Consider the following 14,825-nt stretch of genomic DNA (forward strand, 5'->3'; position numbering starts at 1 on the left):
TAACCGCCTGTTGTGGCTGACCTGGGGAAGTGGCGTCGATCAAGCCGCTGAGCAGGTCGTATGTCGTATATCAACTTCCATCGCTATCCGGTGTTTCCAGGTGGCCTCTGTAACCCCACCCATGCGTGAGCGCTGGTAGCGGGAGAGCTCCCTGAGTACCGCTCACGAGGCCGTCAGAAGGCGAGCGCGCGAGGCAGCAACCACCGCCGGTAGCTCCTCGCCGGGCGAGGGATGCTCGCTGAGCCACCTTCCGCTGCCCTTGGGATCGACACGCCAACGGGTTAGCTTCGGCGCGGTGGCCCAAACCGTGTCAGGCGTGTTCTGGTCCCAGGCCGCAAGTACACCGATGCCACCGATCATGCCGGGCCGAGGAGGCGGCAGGACGACGGCGCCAGTCGCCACCTCCACCACCTGGTACTGCCAGTCTGCGTCGGCGGTATCAGGGTCGGCCTTGGACACTTCGAGGCGGAACCTTCCCGACGGAGACAGCGACGGGCGTCCGGGCCAACTCACGCCAGCGCCCTCGGCTGGGCAGTAGGCGGTGCGGTGCGGGCAGCTCTTCGTATTGCCGACATCACCGTCGAACTCAGATCCACCGGTGCCGGTGACCGCAGTACAGCCAGCCAGCAACACGGTGGCGGATACGGCGAGGCCCGCCAGCGCGCGCCACGGTGCGGATTTCCTACCTGCTCGCGCCCCTGCAAACACATGGGGAAGCTATCACCGCACCTGAAGCGACACGACTCGATCCTCTAGCCAGGCTGTCACCCATCATCTGAAGGGGATCCGTCACGCATCAAGTGGAGTCCGACATAGAACTCAAGCAGAGGGCGGGTTCAACCGGTGTGGGGACGCCGAGGTCCACCTCATCGACGCCGGGCACTTCGCCCTGGAAGGTCACCTGGACGTGATTGCTGGGTACGTCCGGGGGTTCCTCGGTCGCACCCTGCCCTGACCCTGCAACCGGGAGATCAGGACAGCCCGCTCTGTGCGGTGGCGCCCGCAGCCGCGTAGATCAGCGCGGCCGGCAGGACTCCCGCGGCGCTCGCCAACGTGACGCGCCACCACCCGAGCGTGGTGGTGCCGGCGAGCAGGGCGACGGTCTCGGCCAGGACCGGTACGGGGCGGGTGACCAGCACGGCGAGCAGACCGTACCGGGTGAGCAGCCGTTCGGCGCGTGCGCGCTGCGCCGGCGTGGTGGTCCGGACGAGCAGGCCACGGCTGCGCCTGCCGAGGCCGAAGGCGATGAGAGTGGACCCGAGTCCGCCGAGCAGCGACAGCAGCGTTCCGGAAAGCACACCGAACAGCGTTCCGTTGGCGACCATCACCAGACTGGACGGCACGGGGATTGCCACGTCGGCCAGTAGCAGGGCCACGCCGGTCGCGGCCGCCGCCGGGCCCGCCCTGCCGAGCAGCGGGGACGGGTCGGTCAGCAGTGGCGCATCCAGCGCCTGCACCGCGCCGAAGACCGCCAGCAGTGCGGCCGGCAGGCCGGTGAGCAGGATAAGGTACCCCCAGTGCCGAGGCTGGCTCACACGTCGCGCCGGTACAGGATCGCGTTCGACGCCATCTCCAGAAAGCACTCGCGGATCAGAAGTTGGTGCCGGGTCTTGTCGGCCACGATGGGAAAGGTGATGTCCACGACGGCCGGTCTGCCCAGCGCCAGAGCCAGTTGCTCGGCCACCGCGAAGCCGCTGATCGCGTCGAGGTTGCTCAGCAGCAGCAAGCGCAGGTGCCGCCACGCCCGCCCTCGCGCGCCCGCGACCACACCCTGCGCTTCGCCGGTCAGCTCTCGGACCGCACTCAGGGCGGTGGCGACAGCCCGGGTGGCAGCCGCCTTCGTCCCTGTCACCGGTGGGTGGCCGAAGGCGCGGTGCAGGTCCGCCACCGCTTCTTCATGCTGTCGGGCGGGCACGGCGATCTCGTGCAGCCAGGCGCGGATGTGCGGCTCGCCGACCTCGTCCGCGGTGTCCTCCAGGATCTTGCGGTACGCGGATTGCAGCGTGCGGGTGGTGAGCAGCCACGGTACGACGCGGTCGAGCTGAGCGGTGACGGTGTCGTGGTCGAGCTCCAGGAGCAGCGGGCGGTTCATCCTCGGCTCCCGTCACGGACGACCCGCCACAGCACGCCGGTGTGGCCGTAGGACATCTGCGTCATCTCCGTCACCCGGGACACGCCGAAGTCGAGCACGTACAGGCTGCCGTCCGGCGCGAACTTGGCGTCCACCGGACGCTCCAGCCCACCCGTGCCCAGCGCCGAGGCCGGTCCGGGCCGCGAGTTGCGCATGAACGGCTCGCACGTGCCGTCGGTCGGGTTTACCGCCACCACCCGGAATCCGTGCTCCAGGTCCGTCGGGTCCGGCGAGTTCAACGGGGCGAGCGTTCCCCACTCGCAGGCGAACAGCCGCCCCCGGTAACCGAACGCGTCGCTGCGTGAGACGTCGAGACCGGCCATCGCCGAGTGCGGCTCCTCGAGGAACACGGCCGGGCCTGCCCACGGCGGCGGGTCCTTGAGCAGCGGCTCGGCCGGTCGTCCTCGCCGGGGCAGGTGGGAGTCGTGCCAGGCGGGCAGGCCGTCACCGCAGATGTCGGGAAAGCCGTACCAGGCGGGCCGGTCGATCGAACCGTGCGGGTTTCGAGCGGCGTCGATGCGCCAGATGCGGTCCGGGTCGGCCCGGATCGCCCGGTCCCCGGTCTCCTCGAAGTCGTTGTCGGTGACGTAGAGGTTGCCGTCCTCGCCGAAGGCCATCCCGTACGGGTTGCGGAGGCCCCAGGCCACCAGCTCCATCTCGCTGCCGTCGGGCTGGGCACGCCACAGGCCCGAACTGCACTTGAGCGCGCCGCGCACCACCTCCCCGCGCCGTGCCGGTGTGCCGAACGGCTTGAAGGGTCCGGTCTCCACCAGGTACGGGTACGGTGCGGTCGGGTCGTACGTCTGCACGTTGTTGCCGGTCAGCACGACATCTTCACCGGGTACGTCGTGCACGCCGATGTGTCGGGCGACGTCGACCTGGAACCCCTGCGGCAGCACCACGCCCTGCTGTGACACCGAACCCTGGGCGAAGTACATCAGCCCATCGGGGCCGAACACGGGCCCGCCCGGTTCGTGCCAGCCGCCGTTGGGCAGCCCATCGATCAGCACCTCGGTGCGCCCGGTCGCCAGGTCTATGCGATCTATCCGGGCGTGTCGGCCACCCTTGCACGACACCAGCAGCGCGTCGCCGTGCACCGCCACGTGCCGTGGCCCGCCCAGACCCTCCTCGGCAACCACGCCAAGGTGGCCGTCCGGGTCCATTCGCAGGATCCGGGCCGGGACGTAGGGGCGAGTCGGCCAGGTGCTGCCGCCCTCCAGGACGTAGAGGGTGCCGTCCTCGGCGAAACCCATCCCGCACGGCATCGACAGGCCGACGAGCACCACCTCCACGCGGTAGCCGTCGGGCACCACGACGTCGCCCGGGTCGACCCGCGGACGCGCCGGTGTCGGCAGCGTGGACAGCGCCTCCGGCTCCGCCACGGTTGCCGACAGCGGCGTCAACGAGGTCATGCGACATCCTTCAGAATTCGGCCGAGCCCGGTTCCGGGCGCAACCCGCAGCCCTTCGAGGGCGGGTCTCATGATCCGGACAGAGTGGTGCATCTGTGCCATTCTGCTCGGCGCGCACCCAACGTGCAGGAAGTTCCCCAAAGCTTCGGCCCGCTACTGCAGGTCGCGGGCACCTGAGCGGTCCCCGGCCCGCCCGGTGGCGGCGCAGCCGCTCACCGTGGCGCCGATCGTCGCGCGGGCGACACCCGGCAGGGCACCCCTGAGGATCGTGGGCTGGGCCGGCCGGGTCCACTCAGTCCACGACGATTTGTAGCTAATCTTCTTGACTGATCATTCATATGTAGCTAAGTTTCAGCCACCCGGACTGAGAGGTCGTCGTCTATGAAGACCCGATCCGTCACCGCGACCGTCCTGATGGCCACCCTGGTGACCACCCTCGCGCCGCTCCCCGTCCACGCCTCGGCCGAGCCCGCGCTCCCGCCCACCGCCGAGCCGGGCTGGGTCACCTCGACGCTGCGGCACATGAGCCTGGCGCAGAAGGTCGGGCAGCTCTTCTCCACCTACGTCTACGGCAGTGACGCCACCGAGCCCACGGCCGCCGACCGCGCCGCCAACCGCGCCGCGTTCGGCGTCGAGACTCCGGCCGAGGTCATCGACCGGTTCCACCTCGGCGGCGTCTGCTACTTCTCCTGGTCCCACAACCTGGACAGTCCCCGTCAGATCGCCGGCCTCTCCAACGGTCTCCAACGGGCCGCCCTCGGCGACGGCAGCAAGGGGCGCGTCCCCCTGCTCATCTCCACCGACCAGGAGCAGGGCACGGTGCTGCGGATGCCCGCTCCCGCCGCGCAGTTCCCCGGCGCGATGGCGCTGGGCGCCGGGCGCTCACCTCAGGACGCACGCACGTCGGCGGACATCACCGGGCGGGAGCTGCGCGCGGTGGGCATCCACCAGCCGTACGCGCCGATCGCCGACGTCAACGTCAACGCCGGCAACCCGGTCATCGGGGTACGGTCCTTCGGCGCCGACCCCACCCTGGTGGCCGAGCTGACCGCCGCGCAGGTCGCCGGGTTCCAGGACGGCGCCGGCGTGACCGCGGTGGCAAAGCACTTTCCCGGCCACGGCGACACGGCCACCGACAGCCACACCGGCCTGCCGGTGATCAACCACAGCCGGGCGGAGTGGGACCGGATCGACGCACCGCCGTTCCGGCGGGCGATCAGCGCGGGCGTCGACTCGATCATGACCGCGCACATCGTGGTGCCCGCGCTCGACCCGTCCGGCGACCCGGCGACGTTGTCGCCGACGATCCTCACCGGCGTGCTGCGCGGTGAACTCGGCTTCCGGGGAGTCATCGTCACGGACGCGCTGAACATGGCCGGCGTGCGGCAGAAGTACGGCGACGAGCGGGTGCCCGTACTGGCGATCAAGGCCGGCGCCGACCAGTTGCTGATGCCGCCGAACCTCGCGCTGGCCCGGGACGCGGTGCTGCGGGCCGTCGCCACGGGCGAGCTGACCGAGCAGCGGATCGACGAGTCGGTGCGGCGCATCCTCGGCATGAAGTACCGGCAGGGGCTGGCCCGGTCGCCGCTGGTCGACGTCGAGGAGGCGGTACGGACGGTCGGGGCGCCCGGGCACCTCGCCGCCGTCACCCAGGTCACCGACCCGACGCTCACCGCGGTGCGCAACGGCGCCGGGCTGCTGCCGCTCGCCGGCACCAACCGGTCGGTGCTGGTCACCGGCTGGAACAGCGCGGCCTTCGCTCCGGTCGCGACGGTCGCCGACGGGTTCACCGCACGCGGCGCCCGGGCCACCGCCCGGCCGGCGACGCTGCCGTCCGACGCGGTGATCGCCGCGACGGCCACCCAGGCGGCCGCGCACGACCTCACCGTCGTGCTCGTCAACAAGGCGTGGGACACCACCATCACCGATCCGCGGGCCACCCAGCAGCGCCTCGTCGCGGCGCTGCTCGCCACCGGCAAACCCGTGGTCGTGGTGGCGGTGCGGGACCCCTACGACATCGCCCACCTGCCGGGCGTGACCACCTATCTGGCGACCTACTCGTACACCCGGGCGGCGATGGACGCACTCGTCCGCGCGCTGCACGGCGAGCTGTCCCCCCGGGGGCGGCTGCCCGTCACGATCCCCACGGCCGAGGGTGCGGGCACCGTGCTCTACCCCTACGGCCACGGCCTGACCTGGTAGGAGGCAACCCATGCAGCGTAGGAATTTCCTCGCCGGCGCGGTCGGCGCGGGAGCGCTCGGCGCCGGCGCGGGGCCGCTCGGCGTCGGCGCGGCCCTGTCGCCCGCGGCGGGCAGCCCCGGCGTCCGCCGGGTCCGTACTGGCCTGGACCAACTGGTGGCCTCCGACTTCGCCGTCCTCGCCGGCCAGCGGGTCGGCGTCGTCTCGAACCCGACCGGCGTCGACGGGGCCTACCGTCACCTCGTCGACCTGATGCACGGCTCGGGCCAGGTCCGGCTGACCGCGGCGTTCGGCCCCGAGCACGGCTTCCGTGGCTCGGCCCAGGCCGGAGGCAGCGAGGGCACCGGCGTCGACGCGCGCACCGGCATCCCTGTCTACGACGCGTACGGCGCCTCGCTGGCCCGGTGGGAGAGCATGTTCACCGAGGCGGGCGTGGACACGGTCGTCTTCGACATCCAGGACGTCGGCGTCCGCTTCTACACCTACATCTGGACCATGTACACCTCGATGGTCGCCGCGGCCCGGGTCGGCAAACGCTACGTCGTGCTGGACCGTCCGAACCCGATCGGCGGGCGGGCCTACGGGCCGATGATGACCGCGCCGTACACCTCGGGGGTCGGCCTCAAGGAGATCGTCCAGCAGCACGGGATGACCGTCGGGGAACTGGCCCGGTTCTTCAACGGCACGTTCCTGCCCGTCGAAGCCGGGCGACCGGTGGACCTGCACGTGGTGCGGTGCGAGCACTGGAAGCGGGACCGCCTCGCCGTCGACACCGACGTGCCCTGGGTGATGCCCAGTCCGAACATGCCCACCCCGGACACCGCGCTGGTCTACCCGGGTACCGGCCTCTTCGAGGGCGTCGCGTCGATCACCGAAGGCCGCGGCACCTGCCGTCCGTTCGAGCTGATCGGCGGGCTGGCGACCGACTTCGACCACCATTGGAGCGAGCGCCTCAACGCCCGGGATCTGCCCGGAGTCGAGTTCCGCGAGGCGTACTTCGCACCGACCTCGGCCGGGCAGAAGCCGGCGCTGTTGAACAAGCTCTGCGCCGGCGTCGAGGTCAAGGTCGTCGACCGGGCGGTGTACGACCCGATCCGTACCGCGGTGGCGATGCTGGTGGAGGCGCACAAGTACCCCGCGTTCACCTGGCGGCGCGACTCCTGGGACGCCGTCCGCCCGTACTGGATCGACAAGCTCACCGGGTCGCCCCGGCTGCGTACCCAGATCGACGCCGGGGCCGACGTGGACGACGTCGTCGGCGCCTGGGCCGACGAGCTGGCCGCGTTCGACCGCCAGCGCCAGCCCTACCTGCTCTACTGAGGAGTGTGGCATGACCACGTCGTCCCGCCCGCTGCACCGCCCGCCCGCGCTCCGCCGGCTCGCGCTGGGCCTGGCCGTGGCCATCCTCGGTACGACCGCGCCGGCCACCGGGGCGGCCGGCGCGCCGCTGCGCGAAGAGGCCGGGCCGCCGGCCGTCACCCCCGCCGACATCCACTTCCGGCAGGACACGCTGCGGCCCGGCAGCGCCCGCGAGGTCGGTCTGCTCCCCGCGCCCGTGGATCGCCTCCCCGCCGACCTGGCGGCCTATCTCCAGCCGACGCCGGACCACCCCGGATATCCGGCGTACGCGGGCGCGGTGGTCCTGGCGGCCAAGGACGGCGTGGTGGTGCAGCACGCCGCCGTGGGCACCGCGGTCCGGTACGCCGCCGTCGGACCGCCGCCCGGGCGGGTCGCGGTGGAGCTTCCCGCCGACCAGCAGATCCCGATGCGGCCCGACACCGTCTTCGACCTGGCCTCGGTGTCGAAGCTGTTCACCACGATCGTCACCATGCAGCAGGTCGAGCGGGGGCGGGTGGAGCTGGACGCCCCGGTCGCCCGCTATGTCCCGGAGTTCGCGGCCGGCGGCAAGGAGGCGGTCACGGTACGGATGCTGCTGACCCACACCTCGGGTCTGCCCGCCTTCACGCCACTGTGGAGCAGGTACCCGACGCCGGCCGAGCGGTTCGCCGCCGCGTTGGCCACGCCGCTCGCGGCCGGGGCGACGCCCGGCACCCGCTACGTCTACTCCGACCTCGGCCTGATCGCACTGGGCGTGCTGGTGGAACGGGTCGCCGGGCGGCCGTTGGCCGACCTGGTCCGCGACGGCGTCACCGCGCCGCTGGGCATGACCGACACCGGCTACAACCCGGGGCCGGAGCTGCGGTCGCGGATCGCCGCCACCGAGTACCAGCCGTACGCCGGGCGCGGCATGGTCTGGGGCGAGGTGCACGACGAGAATGCCTGGTCGCTCGGGGGCGTGGCCGGGCACGCCGGGGTCTTCTCCACCGCTGCCGACCTGTCGCTGCTCTGCCAGTCACTGCTCAACGGCGGCGAGTACCGCGGGCGACGGATCCTCCGGCCGGACACGGTGCGCGCGATGCTGGTCAACTACAACGCGCCGCTGGAGGCGGCCTACCCGGAGAGCGATCGCGGGCTCGGCTTCGAGCTCAACAAGCACTGGTACATGATGGGACTCTCCTCCCCGGTGGCGTTCGGGCACACCGGCTTCACCGGCACGTCCCTCGTCATCGACCCGCTCTCCCACTCGTTCCTCATCCTGCTGAGCAACCGGGTGCACCCCGACCGCGGCTGGGGGAGCAACAACGTCGCCCGGCGCGCGGTCGCCCGCGACCTCGCCGAGGCGATGCCGGTGCGGCCCCGGTCGCGGGAGGCCTGGCGGGCCGACCCGCGCGACCTCGCGACGGTCACCCTCACCGCCCCGCTGCGCCGGGCCGCGCAGGGCGGCACCGCGAACTTCCTGCTCTGGTACGACACCGAGCCCCGCTACGACAGCACGCGGTTCGAGGTCTCCACCGACGGAGGGCAGACATGGGCTCCGGCGCGGATGCTGCTGCGGCACGGCGACCGACGCTGGACCAGCGACGGCACGGTCACCGGGTACGGCGGCCGGGCCTGGTGGCAGGCCTCGGTGGCGCTGCCCGACCAGGCGACCCACCTGCGGTGGAGCAGCAGCACCGACGGCTCCGGCCAGGGTCGTGGCGTGTACGTCGACCGGGTCGTCGCGGGGGACCGGGACGGGGTGCTCTTCGACGGCGAGGGCATCGACGCCTCCCTCCTCGTCGCCGACGGGTGGTCACCCGCCCGCACCTGACCGATCAACAACGACGGCGGCAGGCGTGCGTGCTCAGCGCAGCCGGCGGATGTCGCCGTACGCCCGGTAGAACCCGCCTCGACCGGACTCGCGGACCTCGGTCACCAGGTAGCGGGCGCCCGGCTCGCGGATGCCCTTGGGGAACTGCACCGACCAGTCACGCCGGTAGCCGTCGGAAACCACCTGGACCCGCAGCCGGCCACGATCGTCCAGGCACTGCACGACGACGCCCGCGCCGGCGTCGCTGGTCACCTCGACCACCGTCGGCTGCACGGTCCGCGGTGCCTGGCGGGGCGCCTTGACGTCCAGCACCTGCGGCACGTCGCCGACCTGGGCCGCCCGGATCGCCGGCTCGCTGGCGTCGATACAGGCCAGATGGCCGCCGGTGGTGACGACATAGAGCCGATCGTCGTGGTACTGCATGGAGTACGCCGAGCCGCAGCCGGTGCCGAGCTTCCACAGTCGGGTGCCCGCCGCGTCGAAGCAGTAGATCGAGGACTGGCTGTCGCCGGCGAAGACGTACCGGCCGCCCGCCGCGGTCGCGCAGGAGAAGACCGGGGCGTCGCACCGGTAGCGGCGTTCGGCCCGACCGTCCTTGGCCAGCCGCACCACCTCGCGGGTGCTCGTCCCGGCGAACACGCTGCCGCGCTCCTGCCACCCGAAGAGCACCGAGCCGGTGCTGGTGTGCCAGAGCTCGCGGCCGGTACGCCAGTCGTAGCCGGTCACCCCCTGGGAATGGCCGTGGTAGAGCGCGTCGGTGTCGCAGCGCACCATCCAGGCGGAGCGGCCCCGCCCGGGCCGGCGCCAGAGGAACTCGTCCTCGTGGTCGATGGCGGCGATCCCGCCGTCGGCGTCCGAGACGCCCAGGACGCCGTCGTGAATGTCCAGCCAGTAGATGTCGATTTCCGGGGCGATCGCGTACGCCACCCGGGGCACCTTGCCGGAGAGGTCGTAGACGTTGCCGTCGTCGCAGCCGGCGTAGATCCAGGCGTCGTCGGCGACGATGCACTTCACCCCGTCGGGGAGGCGGACCTGGCTGCGCACCCGGGCGTCGTGGCCGAGGGTGGTGATCACCCCGTGCTCGTTGCCCACCATGCAGTGCTGCCCGTCGACGAAGATGCCGAAGGCGGGGGCACCGGAGTCGTAGCGCCACAGCACCGGGGCGGTGCGGGCGGTGGAGCGGGTGCTGACGATCTGGCGTCGGGAGACGCTGCGCTTCTGTCTGACGCCGGGGACCGCCGGGGCGTACCCCTTGCGGACCTTCTCCCCGATCTTCTTCGCCGCCGCCGCCCGGGCCCGCGCGTTGTCCGGATAGGCGCTCGCCTTGACCTGCCCCTGGTCGCCGATCCGGCCGTAGCGCACGGTCAGCGTGGCGTCCTCGACGACGACCTCGTAGAACTTGTGCGCACCGTCCACTTCGGACAGTTCGAGGTAGGTCGTCTCCTGCGACATGGGGGCCTCCGAGGGGTCAGCGACCGGCCCGACGTGGCCGGCGCGGCGACAGTGACCACACGCTAACCGCCGCCCCCGACAAGATCGGCGGGGTTGACGAGCCGCTGGTGGCGACCCGTCAACCCCGATCCGTGCCCACTATGGCTCCGGTCACCTACCGCCCCGGTGTACGACTAGCGCGAGGTCTCGCGAAGCATCTCGACGACGAAGCGATGGTCGTCCAGTTGCGGAAGTCCGGAGACGCCGAACCAGCCCACCACGCCGGTGCCGCGAACGCGCAGCGGCACCGCGCCCCCGGCGGCCGCGTACTTGGCGGCCGGCAGTCCGAATCTCTCCGCCAGGGTCACCTGCTTGTCCTGGCACAGCCGTGCCATGTACAGCGACGAGTGCTCGAACCGCATCACCACTCGTCCCTTGCGACGCAGCCACCCGTCGTTGTCCAGCGTCGAACCGGGCAGGCCGCAGTGGAACAACTGGCGCCCGGTCCGCCACACACCCACCGAGATCGGCAGCTGGCGCTCCCGCGCGGCGGCGACCGCCCGCATCCCCAACTCGTACGCGTCCGACTCCGACAGAGCCGGCAGCTCCAACTCGCCCTCCTCGCGCAGCAGCTCCTCCAGCGTCGGCCACGCGTCATGGTCAAGTGGCATACGTACCTCTTCTTGGTCGAGTGGCGGACTGCGCCGGGTTCGGTGTCCGTGCCTGTTGATTGTCGCAAACCGGATGGGTGCCTCCGCCGCGATGGGCGAGACGCCGGCGACGTGCGCGCACATGATCAATGTCGGTGCCGAGGCGTAACCTCGGCCCGGTGAGGATCCGACGCGGGAGGGACCCCGATGGCAGACGCCGATGATGTCCGCCGGATAGCCCTGGCGCTGCCGCACGCGGTGGAGATCGACAGCGAGGGCTTCGACTTCCGGGTCGCCGACAAGGGATTCGTCTGGTCCTATCCCGAGCGCCGGCCGGGGAAGCCACGGGTGATCCGGACCGACGTCGCGGTGCTGTTCGTCGGCGACGAGGCCGAGAAGCAGGCTCTCCTCCTCGGCGAGCCCGACCTCTTCTTCACCACACCGGGCTACGAGGGGTGGCCGCTGGTGATGCTGCGCCTGACCGAGGTCGATGTCGAGCGCCTGCGGGAGCTAATGACCGACGCGTGGCGGATGCGGGCCCCGGACGCGCTCGTCAGCGACCGTTGACGGGCGCCTGACCGGCGCGGTGCCGCGTCCAGCGTGCTCGCCGGGGCGGGGCGACGCGGGCGGGTGTCCAGCGCGGCGCGGTGGCGGCCCAGGCGGGGCGTCGGTCGTCGATCGTGAGGGTGGCCAACAGCCCTGGGTGGTCGGTCGCCCCGCGCATGCCTATCGACCTGCCGCAACAGATCGTGACGTCGGTTGTCGCCATGATCTGTTGCACCGCGCCGTCGTCGATCCGCAGGTAGCCCGGCGGCACGCAGGACCGCACGTCGGGGGAGCCGCCGTGCCGGAGGTTGAGGTCGCCGCTCAGCACGGTGGGTACGTATCCGCTGCTCCTGCGGATCATCGGTACGACCGTGTCGAGCAGGTGGGCGCACTGGGCGAGCGCGACGGTGGCACTGGTGGCCAGGTGTGTGGTGCAGGCGTGCAGCAGGCCGGCGACGTGGACGCAGAGCCAGGGCCGTTCCTCGGGGTCCGTGACATCCTGCGTCGGGTGGATCCCGCTGTGCACCGTGTGCCCCGGGTACGGCGCGGCAAGGTGGTCAGCAGCCCGACGCCGTACGGCTGCCCGTTGCGGCACTCGGTGACGGCGCCGGTAGGGCGGTCACCGGCAGCCTTGAAGGCGGAGACGACGGTGCCACCGCCGTGGCCGGCCGCGAACGCGTGCTCCAGCGCGGCCACGTCGTCCTGACAGATCTCGTTGAGGGTGACCAGGTCGGGCAGCTCGACGCCGATCACCTCCGCGGCCTCGGCCACCGATCGGCCCGTGTAGCAGCCGGCCCGGCCGCTGTTGCAGAGGTTCAGCTGGAGCACCCGCAGGGCGGTGGATCCGGTGGCGTCGGCCACCGACGATCCGGCCGGCAACCCGGCCGCGGCGATCAGGCACACCACGACCAGGGCCGGGCGGAGAGTCCGGTACGAACGATCAGCCCCGCACCGGCGAAGCAGTCCGACCAGGGCCTGACCGCGCAGACGACGACACCTGCGGGGGTTGACGTCGGTGGCGGGCTGCTCGGACATGCGGGCTCCGGGTGGGGGAGGACGTGTCTTCGCCGGGGTGCCAGCGATCTTACTGCTGCCGATCGGTCGCCGGACCGTGCGCGGACCGGGGTGTTCCGGGCGCCGGCAGCGCGCAGGTGGTCCACGGGACCGGCCCGGTGGGCTCGCGGCCGGTAGCCCGACCGGGTGAACGGCGCTCGCGCAGGGGCCCCCGGCGGCGGGTGCACCGGCATGCTGCCTTCGACGATGCGGTGCCCGCACGACACCGGGGTGGAGAGGATTCCAGATGGCAGACGGCGACGTGCCGGAGCAGATGCAGGCCGCGGCCTTCGACGAGTTCGGCGGCCCGGAGGTGATCACCCCGCGTATCCTGCCGGTGCCGCAGATCGCCGACGACGAGGTTCTGATCAAGGTGTGGAGCGCCGGCGTCGGGGTGTGGGACGCCATGACACGGGAGGGCGCGCTGGTGCCCGAGGGGTCCACCTTCCCGATGGTGCCCGGCGCCGAGGCCGCCGGCAGCGTCGCCGCCGTCGGCCGGCAGGTGACCAACGTCGCCGTGGGCGACGTGGTCTACGTGTACGGCTACACCCGGCCCAAGGGCGGCTTCTACGCCGAGTACGCGGCGACCAGGGCCGAGTACGTCGCGAAGCTGCCGGCGGGCCTGCCGGTGGAGCACGCGGGTGCCATGCCCACCGACGCGCTGACCGCCCTGACGGGCCTGGACGTGCTGGGCCTGTCCGCCGGCGCGTGGCTGCTGATCTTCGGGGCGAGTGGGGGACAGGGTCACCTGGCCGTGCAGTTGGCCAAGCGGCAGGGGCTCAACGTGGTGGCCGTGGCGTCCGGGGCGGAGGGCGTGGCGCTGGTGAGCCGGCTCGGCGCCGATCTGGCCGTCGACGGTCACGGTGACCTCGCCCAGGTGCTCGGGCGGATCCGGGAGGTGGCGCCGGACGGCGTGGACGGCCTGCTGGCGATGGTCGGTGGGAAGACGCTGGACAAGCTCACCGAGGCGCTGCGCGACGGCGGTGTGCTCGGGTACCCCCACGGGGTGCAGCCGGAACCGGGCGAGCGGCCCGGCGTGACGATCAAGGCGTACGACGGCGAGACCGGGCCCCGGCAGTTGCAGCGCCTCAACGAGCTCATCGAGGCCGGACCGTTCGAGGTGCACGTCGCCGAGAAGTTCCCGCTGGGGCAGGCGGCCGAGGCGCACCGTCGCCTGCAGACCTCCTATCCGGGCAGGCTGCTCCTCACGGTGGTCTGACCGCTGGGGCGCCGCAATGCTGCTCGGGACCTCGCACGACCCCGGCTCGCGTACCCGATCGGGTGTGGGGGCGCGACCGGCGGGTAGAGGTTCGCCATGATCAAGCGCGCGGTGTGGCAGGGGCTGGTGGCCGGACTGGCGGGGGCGGCGGTGATGACCGCGGCGGAGAAGCTGGAGCAGCGGGTGACCGGGCGGCCCGACTCCCATGTGCCGGCCCGCGTACTGGCGCGGCTCACCGGCCTGCCGGAGGCACCGACGCGTCAGCCGCGGTGGCGGAACCTCGCGATGCACTACGGCCAGGGCGCGCTCGTCGGCGTGGTGCGCAGCATCATGGCGCAGGCCGGTCTGCGGGGTGCCTGGGCCTCGGGGATGTTCACCGTGGTGCGGCTGACCAACGATCAGATTCTGGAGAACGCCACCGGCGTGGGGGCGCCACCGCAGACCTGGCCACGCGGCGAACTCACCGTCGACGTCCTGCACAAGTCCATCTACGGATTCGCCACCGGAGCGGTCGCGGACATCCTCGCCGCCCGCGACGGGGCCGGCCCCGGCCAGCGGCACGCGGCGCTGCGCCCCGGCCGCAACTCTGACGTCGGCCCGCTGCCCCGAGGTGACGCATACGGCGTACGGGCACGGCGGGGATAGCCAATTCACCGGGCCGTGCGTAACCCATCTCCATCTAGGTCGAGGTCGAGAACATCTCGACGCTGCGGTAAGCGGGTACTGGCTTCGGGAGCTGCCGGAGGCTGAGCGGTGGGAGTTGCCGCTCAACGATCGCCATTATTTCGCCCTGCATAAAGAGAGAGCATTTCCCTTCATCACCGAACTCGCCGGGTCGGCTCGTCTGTCGGTGATTTCGGCGTAGCCGCGGCCTCGCCATTTACTTGCCGAGCGGCGCTGGCGACATGACCGCGTCGGACGTGCGACCGGTGCCGCGCGAGACAACGGTGGGACGCCGGGATCCGCTGAGTGGTGCTCGATGCTCGCCGCCTGCGGTGCGCCGCCGGGGAGGCGGCCGTCGGCGTCGCCCGGC

Annotated in this window: 13 protein-coding genes; 6 read left to right on the top strand and 7 right to left on the bottom strand. The window is 71.8% G+C overall.

Annotation, left to right across the window (positions count from 1 at the left end):
• Positions 1-162: 162 nt before the first annotated feature.
• From KBX37_RS10555 to KBX37_RS10570, 4 genes are all read right to left on the bottom strand, one after another.
• Positions 163-459: a hypothetical protein gene (locus KBX37_RS10555; protein WP_210775712.1), complete on the bottom strand. Its 297-nt coding sequence runs from the start codon at positions 457-459 to the stop codon at positions 163-165.
• Positions 460-971: 512 nt separating this feature from the next.
• Positions 972-1,535: a VTT domain-containing protein gene (locus tag KBX37_RS35605; RefSeq protein WP_210775713.1), complete on the bottom strand. Its 564-nt coding sequence runs from the start codon at positions 1,533-1,535 to the stop codon at positions 972-974.
• Positions 1,532-2,092, bottom strand: a complete 561-nt coding sequence (locus tag KBX37_RS10565) for a hypothetical protein (protein WP_210775714.1) — start codon at positions 2,090-2,092, stop codon at positions 1,532-1,534. Before KBX37_RS10565 ends, KBX37_RS35605 begins: the two co-directional genes overlap by 4 nt.
• The gene (locus KBX37_RS10570; protein ID WP_210775715.1) at positions 2,089-3,543 is read right to left on the bottom strand and encodes a sorbosone dehydrogenase family protein; all 1,455 of its coding nucleotides are present in this window, start codon (positions 3,541-3,543) and stop codon (positions 2,089-2,091) included. Before KBX37_RS10570 ends, KBX37_RS10565 begins: the two co-directional genes overlap by 4 nt.
• Positions 3,544-3,923: 380 nt before the next feature.
• On the opposite strand from KBX37_RS10570, the gene KBX37_RS10575 reads away from it, so the two are divergent.
• Genes KBX37_RS10575 through KBX37_RS10585 form a run of 3 tightly spaced genes read left to right on the top strand, consistent with a single transcriptional unit; the run spans position 3,924 to position 8,893 of the window.
• Positions 3,924-5,744, top strand: coding sequence for a glycoside hydrolase family 3 protein (locus KBX37_RS10575; RefSeq protein WP_210775716.1), 1,821 nt, complete (start codon positions 3,924-3,926; stop codon positions 5,742-5,744).
• A 10-nt stretch (positions 5,745-5,754) separates the two neighbouring features.
• Complete coding sequence (locus KBX37_RS10580) at positions 5,755-7,062, top strand: exo-beta-N-acetylmuramidase NamZ domain-containing protein (RefSeq protein WP_210775717.1); 1,308 nt, start codon at positions 5,755-5,757, stop codon at positions 7,060-7,062.
• A 10-nt stretch (positions 7,063-7,072) separates the two neighbouring features.
• Positions 7,073-8,893 carry a serine hydrolase domain-containing protein gene (locus KBX37_RS10585; protein WP_210775718.1) on the top strand — a complete coding sequence of 607 codons (1,821 nt, stop codon included), beginning with the start codon at positions 7,073-7,075 and terminating at the stop codon, positions 8,891-8,893.
• 33 nt (positions 8,894-8,926) lie between these two features.
• On the opposite strand, the gene KBX37_RS10590 is transcribed toward KBX37_RS10585, so the two are convergent.
• Positions 8,927-10,345: a PQQ-binding-like beta-propeller repeat protein gene (locus KBX37_RS10590; RefSeq protein WP_210775719.1), complete on the bottom strand. Its 1,419-nt coding sequence runs from the start codon at positions 10,343-10,345 to the stop codon at positions 8,927-8,929.
• Between the two features lie 173 nt (positions 10,346-10,518).
• Entirely contained in the window at positions 10,519-10,995 is a 477-nt protein-coding gene (locus tag KBX37_RS10595; protein WP_210775720.1) for a heme-degrading domain-containing protein, read from the bottom strand.
• Positions 10,996-11,181: 186 nt separating this feature from the next.
• Between KBX37_RS10595 and KBX37_RS10600 the strand changes: the two genes are divergently transcribed.
• A complete protein-coding gene (locus KBX37_RS10600; protein ID WP_210775721.1) occupies positions 11,182-11,541 on the top strand; it encodes an MmcQ/YjbR family DNA-binding protein in 360 nt (119 codons plus the stop codon).
• On the opposite strand, the gene KBX37_RS34385 is transcribed toward KBX37_RS10600, so the two are convergent.
• Entirely contained in the window at positions 11,528-12,046 is a 519-nt protein-coding gene (locus tag KBX37_RS34385; protein ID WP_247657547.1) for a hypothetical protein, read from the bottom strand. The genes KBX37_RS10600 and KBX37_RS34385 overlap by 14 nt on opposite strands.
• A gap of 774 nt (positions 12,047-12,820) precedes the next feature.
• Here KBX37_RS34385 and KBX37_RS10610 point away from each other — a divergent pair.
• Both KBX37_RS10610 and KBX37_RS10615 read left to right on the top strand, forming a co-directional pair.
• A complete protein-coding gene (locus tag KBX37_RS10610; protein ID WP_210775722.1) occupies positions 12,821-13,792 on the top strand; it encodes an NADP-dependent oxidoreductase in 972 nt (323 codons plus the stop codon).
• 96 nt (positions 13,793-13,888) lie between these two features.
• Complete coding sequence (locus tag KBX37_RS10615; RefSeq protein WP_210775723.1) at positions 13,889-14,437, top strand: hypothetical protein; 549 nt, start codon at positions 13,889-13,891, stop codon at positions 14,435-14,437.
• Positions 14,438-14,825: the final 388 nt, after the last annotated feature.

This window comes from Micromonospora sp. U56, from assembly GCF_018070095.1.
GTDB lineage: Bacteria > Actinomycetota > Actinomycetes > Mycobacteriales > Micromonosporaceae > Micromonospora > Micromonospora purpureochromogenes.

What these genes read in the sequence shown, in the direction of transcription:
- KBX37_RS10580 (WP_210775717.1), top strand. Translation starts at nt 5,755, where the DNA reads ATGCAGCGTAGGAATTTCCTCGCCGGCGCGGTCGGCGCGGGAGCGCTC.
- KBX37_RS10565 (WP_210775714.1), bottom strand. Translation starts at nt 2,092, where the DNA reads ATGAACCGCCCGCTGCTCCTGGAGCTCGACCACGACACCGTCACCGCT.
- KBX37_RS10570 (WP_210775715.1), bottom strand. Translation starts at nt 3,543, where the DNA reads ATGACCTCGTTGACGCCGCTGTCGGCAACCGTGGCGGAGCCGGAGGCG.
- KBX37_RS10595 (WP_210775720.1), bottom strand. Translation starts at nt 10,995, where the DNA reads ATGCCACTTGACCATGACGCGTGGCCGACGCTGGAGGAGCTGCTGCGC.
- KBX37_RS10600 (WP_210775721.1), top strand. Translation starts at nt 11,182, where the DNA reads ATGGCAGACGCCGATGATGTCCGCCGGATAGCCCTGGCGCTGCCGCAC.
- KBX37_RS10585 (WP_210775718.1), top strand. Translation starts at nt 7,073, where the DNA reads ATGACCACGTCGTCCCGCCCGCTGCACCGCCCGCCCGCGCTCCGCCGG.
- KBX37_RS10575 (WP_210775716.1), top strand. Translation starts at nt 3,924, where the DNA reads ATGAAGACCCGATCCGTCACCGCGACCGTCCTGATGGCCACCCTGGTG.
- KBX37_RS10590 (WP_210775719.1), bottom strand. Translation starts at nt 10,345, where the DNA reads ATGTCGCAGGAGACGACCTACCTCGAACTGTCCGAAGTGGACGGTGCG.
- KBX37_RS10615 (WP_210775723.1), top strand. Translation starts at nt 13,889, where the DNA reads ATGATCAAGCGCGCGGTGTGGCAGGGGCTGGTGGCCGGACTGGCGGGG.
- KBX37_RS10610 (WP_210775722.1), top strand. Translation starts at nt 12,821, where the DNA reads ATGGCAGACGGCGACGTGCCGGAGCAGATGCAGGCCGCGGCCTTCGAC.